The 5,499-nt window shown below is 51.2% G+C and carries 5 protein-coding genes and 1 pseudogene; 3 read left to right on the forward strand and 3 right to left on the reverse strand.

Annotated features, from left to right (window positions below; genetic code table 11):
* A pseudogene (locus tag RUA4292_RS25675) lies at positions 1-174 on the reverse strand (IS30 family transposase); the annotation flags it as partial.
* Positions 175-868: 694 nt separating this feature from the next.
* Between RUA4292_RS25675 and RUA4292_RS00065 the strand changes: the two are divergent.
* On the forward strand, positions 869-2,515 hold the full coding sequence (locus RUA4292_RS00065; protein WP_058275760.1) for an arylsulfatase: 1,647 nt from the start codon (positions 869-871) through the stop codon (positions 2,513-2,515).
* Between the two features lie 425 nt (positions 2,516-2,940).
* On the opposite strand, the gene RUA4292_RS25560 is transcribed toward RUA4292_RS00065, so the two are convergent.
* A complete protein-coding gene (locus RUA4292_RS25560; protein WP_082636939.1) occupies positions 2,941-3,075 on the reverse strand; it encodes a DDE-type integrase/transposase/recombinase in 135 nt (44 codons plus the stop codon).
* Between the two features lie 459 nt (positions 3,076-3,534).
* On the opposite strand from RUA4292_RS25560, the gene RUA4292_RS00075 reads away from it, so the two are divergent.
* Entirely contained in the window at positions 3,535-4,140 is a 606-nt protein-coding gene (locus RUA4292_RS00075; RefSeq protein WP_058275762.1) for an outer membrane protein, read from the forward strand.
* Positions 4,141-4,299: 159 nt separating this feature from the next.
* Positions 4,300-5,010 carry a sulfotransferase family 2 domain-containing protein gene (locus tag RUA4292_RS00080; protein ID WP_082636940.1) on the forward strand — a complete coding sequence of 237 codons (711 nt, stop codon included), beginning with the start codon at positions 4,300-4,302 and terminating at the stop codon, positions 5,008-5,010.
* A 209-nt stretch (positions 5,011-5,219) separates the two neighbouring features.
* Here RUA4292_RS00080 and RUA4292_RS00085 read toward each other — a convergent pair.
* On the reverse strand, positions 5,220-5,499 hold a 280-nt coding region (locus RUA4292_RS00085), incomplete at its 5' end, for an integrase core domain-containing protein (protein ID WP_145974786.1).

Below are 5,499 nucleotides of genomic sequence, written 5' to 3' on the forward strand. Positions count from 1 at the left end.
TCGCCGCCGCTCTGGTGGCCGTATACCACCCGTTCTCGCAAGCAGGGGATAGATCGACGACGAGCCTCGATCAAACAACCGACCGATCGAGCTCATCGACTCTCCGCGCTGCCAGCGATCCCAAATCTCTGCCTTCTGTTTCTCCGTAAAATAAATCCGACGACGATAAGCCATACCAACACTCCATCCTTGCTTCCAAAGTGAAGTGTTGCGGCGATCCGTTGAGTCCGCCGCCCAAACCGGACATTCAATACGAAGGTCTCAAAATCTTTGCTGTGAAAAGTTGCCCACGGTCTAAAGCGATGGCCTGCTCTGGGTGCGCCCAACCCAATTCGCGATTACGGCCGCTTCTAGCGCGTTGGTCGAACTGAGCCGCCCAATTTTAGTGGTCCAAATTGAAAGTTAGTGCATGGTTGGCCTTTGATCTATCAGGACGAAGACTTCCGGGGCGGATTTGCACACGACGAAGCTTTGACAAATAGATGAATCGCAATAACGTAATGTGAGTTGTTGGTTCTCTGCCGTTTTCCACTGACAACCTTCGTTGAACATGAGGCGGTTAAACTTTTATGCGGGTAAAGCAAGCGCTATTCGTGGGTTAAATCACTCAAAAAAGTGAAACGTTGATTTAGACTTAAAAACGACGACAGAGATTACCGAGGATGATCGCAAGGATCATCCAAAGTTTAGTGTCCTATCGACTAGTTGTTCGGTGTGATTAAACGGCGCCCCGAGAGGCCGATGTATCCAAAAGTATAAGAGGCCATTCGGAATAGGCGTAGTGTGTTCAGTTCTGCACTGTATCAAAACCTTTAGAAACGCGCAGTTTCAAAACTTTAATACTTTTCACCCGGAGTAGGAGATAAACATGATTAAACCTCACCAAGTTGTCACGCCATTGGCTGCTTTCTTTTGTACTTTCGCGATCTCCGCGACGGCTCAGGATTTCGATCCGACGTCTTTGTCGACCTATGGCAGCAAGCCCAACATCATTATGATCGTTTCTGACGATACTGGGTATTGGGACCTTGGTGCCTATCATGGGGGCGCCGCGCGCGGCATGGACACGCCCAATCTTGATCAAATGGCCAAGCAAGGGATGATGTTCACAGATTTCTACGCTCAATCCTCTTGCACGCCGGGGCGTGCCGCGATGCAGACCGGGCGTTTCCCGAACCGCTCGGGCATGACGACGGTTGCTTTTCAGGGTCAGGGTGGTGGACTACCGGCGGCAGAATGGACGATTGCGTCTGTTTTGAAGCAGGCTGATTACAACACTTACTTCATGGGAAAATGGCACCTCGGGGAAGCAGATTATGCCATGCCGACAGCCCATGGCTACGACAAGATGGAAAACACATTTCTCTATCACCTGAATGCGTACACCTATGCGCTGGACGACTGGAATGTGCAGATGTCCGATGATCAGAGAGCATTTTACAAAGAGAACACCACCGGCGTTTTTGAAGGCGTGGCCGGAGATCCTGCCAAGGAAGTGCTGACTATCGAAGACATGACGACTGCTGATTTGGCCGCGCTGGACAAGGTTGGTGCGGAAAAGGCGGTGGCAGAACTGGAGCGTCTTGCTAGCCTGGACCAGCCATTCTTCATGTCTATCAACTGGGCTGCGAACCACCAGCCAAACCTGCCGTCGCCTGATTTTGTGGGCAAGTCGGCCGTAAAGAACAAGTATGGCGACAAGGTGGTAGAGCTTGATTTCCACACTGGTCAGATCCTCGACAAGGTGGAAGATCTCGGAATTGGGGAAAATACCCTGATCATTTACACTGTTGATAATGGCGCATGGCAGGATGTGCATCCTGATGCCGGCATGACACCGTTTCGTGGCACCAAAGGGACTGACCGTGAAGGGGCATACCGCGTACCTTTCTTCGCAAAGTGGACCGGTAAGATCGAGCCGAACACGAAGTCGAGCGACATCACCGGCGGCACCGATCTGATGGCCACCTTTGCCAACCTCGCCGGCGTTCCGTTGCCGACCGAAGACCGGGAAGGGCAGCCGACGATTTTTGACAGCATTGATATGGCTCCGGTCCTGTTTGGAGAGGCCGACCCACAGCGCAACACCTGGGCGTATTTTACCGAGAATGAACTCACTCCAGGCGCGGTGCGCGTCAATGAATGGAAGGCCGTCTTCAACATGCGCGGCGACAACGGTGCGCGTGCCGGATCCGAAGCTCCTGCTGCTGAATTGGGATGGCGTGGGGCCGAAATGTACGTTGCTACCGTTCCGCAGGTGTTCAACCTTTGGGAAGACCCTATGGAGCGCTACGACATCTTCATGACCACCGGGCGTGAGAACACTTGGACGATGCCGACACTGATGGGCGAGGTTGAGCGGGTTGTGAGAACCTACATCGACTATCCCCCACGTCCGGTGCAGAGCGAATCCTACTCCGGCCCAATTACGCTCAGCGAGTACCACCGCTTCACGACGGTGCGTGACCAGTTGAAAAAGGACGGCTTCAATTTGAGCCTGCCAACCGGCAACTGACGCAAATGGCCGGGGCGTCGTTATGCGGCGCCTCGACACATCGAAAATGTGAAATGGAGTAAGTGCTTCTTCACAGTTTCTCTAGGCTGGAGTGAGTTTTTTTTTGGATGCTATTGGCGAATGCCACGGACTTTCGCTCAACGGAAAGATAAAGTTACAACGCTTTAAAATAGGTTTTATTTTCAACGCCATCTGACGTTCATTTCAATCTCGCTCCCTTCAGTAGTCTGTCATTGGGATTTTGGCGGCCCACGTGTACATTGTTGCGTGTTGCGTGAGTTTGGTCAGCCTCTGGTCTTGTGCCCGCAGCGAACGGCCGGTTTGTGGGCTGCACGTGCTGTTCATTTCTTTGATCACCTTGCCAAAGCTGTGAGCCTTGTCCGTGATGGTAATCATTGGCATTATTGGCAGAATGTGTTGGTGGCCTAGCGGATGAAAACCATTGCGGCCTCGGCATTGCGCGGGGCGGTTATTCGGAAATCGATCAGCTGGCAGTTTTGGTCAACTGCACACCAAAGATAACGCCATTTCCCGCCGACGCGAACAAAAGTTTCATCCACGTGCTACTGTAACTCGTATCAGGGCCGGTGGTTGCAATAGGCGCGCTTTCAGATTTTTAGGCCGAACGTTTGAGCCCATCGAAAAACCGTCGACGGATCCACATCGACACCTCGTTTCGCCCAAAGGTCGCGCGCGTCGCGATAGGACAGCGTATATCGGCATTCCCATCGTACCGCCAACAGGATGACTTCCTTGGCAAATCGGTGACACCTTAGTAGATAACGGCGCGAAATCTGGACCTCATTGTAAAACCGTGGGACTATCGCTGTCAGCGTCAGTTAATGCACCCGTTCCTCAACGAGAGATAAGGGAATTTGCTACGATATTCGGTTGCGGAAGCCTTCTTCAAAACCATTGCCACATTGACACAATCGCCTCTTAATTTGTGTGTCTTAAGAGTTCGTACATAGAAATATTCGGAGTAACTGCGCTATCGTGAAATTCTATCAAAATTTACTTTGGATCTGATCAAGTTGCCTATACGCATCAACACCGTCGCTCTAATCGTTGCTTCAATTTATCCGGCAGTCTCGATGGCGGGGGACACTGAGGTTTCCAGTGCCTTAAAGCCGTTCGAACAGCCGGCCGTGCTATTTGAGACAGGCGTCGATTGGACAGGTTTTTCCATCGGATTAGAGCTTGGCTATGCTCCCGACGTGGAAGGCTCCAGCGGCCCGATTTACGGCGCGAAATTTGGTTGGGACTACGATTTTGGCAAGGTCATTGTTGGGTATTTCTTGCAATACACCCGGACGGTTTTGGATATTGACCCCGGTTTCGAACTTGGTTCATACACTCGTTTCGGTGCGCGAGGCGGCTTCGACAGTGGGTTGAACATGTTCTACGCCAGCGCTGGCTATTCTGTACTCGACACTCACGCTAGCGGCGACATAAACCCGGGCGAAGGCAGTGGCTATTTCGTAGGCCTTGGTTATGAACGCTTCATTCGAGAGGAGGTTACGCTTGGGGCGGAGGTGGTCTATTCTGTATTCTCAGATTTTGAACGTGAGTTTGAAGATTTGGCTGTAACCACGCTTGCTTTTTCATTGAACTACAGATTCTGATTCCGGGCGGGAAACTTGTTCGCATTCTAAGCTTCTGTTCGATGATTTTTCGATAAGCACCGCAGTTTAATCCGTTGAAATGGGTGAGCCCAATGTTACCTAACACACGCCGCTACCACTTTCTTACGATCCGTCGGAGTGTTCCCTCGTACGTGAACTTTGCGCGACAACTTCGGCGCACGTGCGCTGCAAGTTTTATTAGTAAGAAGGCTTAGCAAATCGGTGCCAGTTTATCCCACATTAAAGACCGTTTTTGTTCATATTCCCAAAACCGGGGGGTCAACCATATCGACTATTCTACGTCGTCCGAATCCCTTACGTCTAAGCAAACATGATCCTTCGCCCGCGTTTGACAAACACTCGTCACTATTTGAGCACCTAGAGCATTTGGGGCCGGAGGCGGGCGAGTACTTCAAGTTTAGTTTTGTTCGGAATCCTTGGGACCGATTGGTATCCGCTTATCACTATATCATCGCGCGGCGCCAAGAATTTGAACTGGTGGCAAATCACGAAAACTTTGAAAGCTTCTTGGCTTCATTCATTGAAACGCCCTCACAGTACCTCGATATTCCGTATTTCCGACCCCAATCTAGTTTTCTCATAGATGACAATGGAGAAATGCCATTGGATTTCCTGGGTCGCTTCGAAACCTACGAGAAAGACCTCAGGGTCGTGCTTCGAGCGATCGACTGCAGGCGTATGTTCCTTAAGCATCGAAAAAAGTCGAAGAGACGGGACTACCGAGAGTATTACTCCGCTGAGAGTAACAAAGCTGTTGGCGATGTATACTTCCGTGACGTTGAAAACTTCGGGTATGATTTCAATGACGGTATCATTCGCAAGAAATCTCGCCCTCTTCGAAAACTGTAGCTCTGGATGGTGCCTACAGACGAGGCGCAGGCTTGGTTCGGTTCTGAGATTGAGATTGACCTGAGTACTGCGGGAGTAAGGCGAGTGGAAATTGCAGATGCAAAGCCCTTCGATCAGTTACAAACGTCACCGGTTCTCGGACATAATCATTACTGACGCTTTTAGGCTGTGGCGCTGAGCAGCCCTATCTGACGGGTCCAACGTGATTGTTAGTGCATGATCGGCCTGTGTTCCATCGGGATGATGGTTTCTGGTGCCGGAGGGCGATAGCCCAGTGCACTGTGTGGTCGTTTGGTGTTGTAGTGCTTCCTCCATTCTTCGATGATGATCTGCGCTTCTCTGAGCGAGTAGAAGATTTCCCCGTTCAACAGCTCGTCCCTCATGCGACCGTTGAAGCTTTCACAAAATCCGTTCTCCCAAGGCGAGCCTGGTTCGATGTATGCCGTTTTGGCTCCGACAGCTGCAATCCAGTCGCGAACCGCCAGAGCA

Origin of the sequence: Ruegeria atlantica (assembly GCF_001458195.1) — a bacterium.
GTDB lineage: Bacteria > Pseudomonadota > Alphaproteobacteria > Rhodobacterales > Rhodobacteraceae > Ruegeria > Ruegeria atlantica.

What these genes read in the sequence shown, in the direction of transcription:
- RUA4292_RS00065 (WP_058275760.1), top strand. Translation starts at nt 869, where the DNA reads ATGATTAAACCTCACCAAGTTGTCACGCCATTGGCTGCTTTCTTTTGT.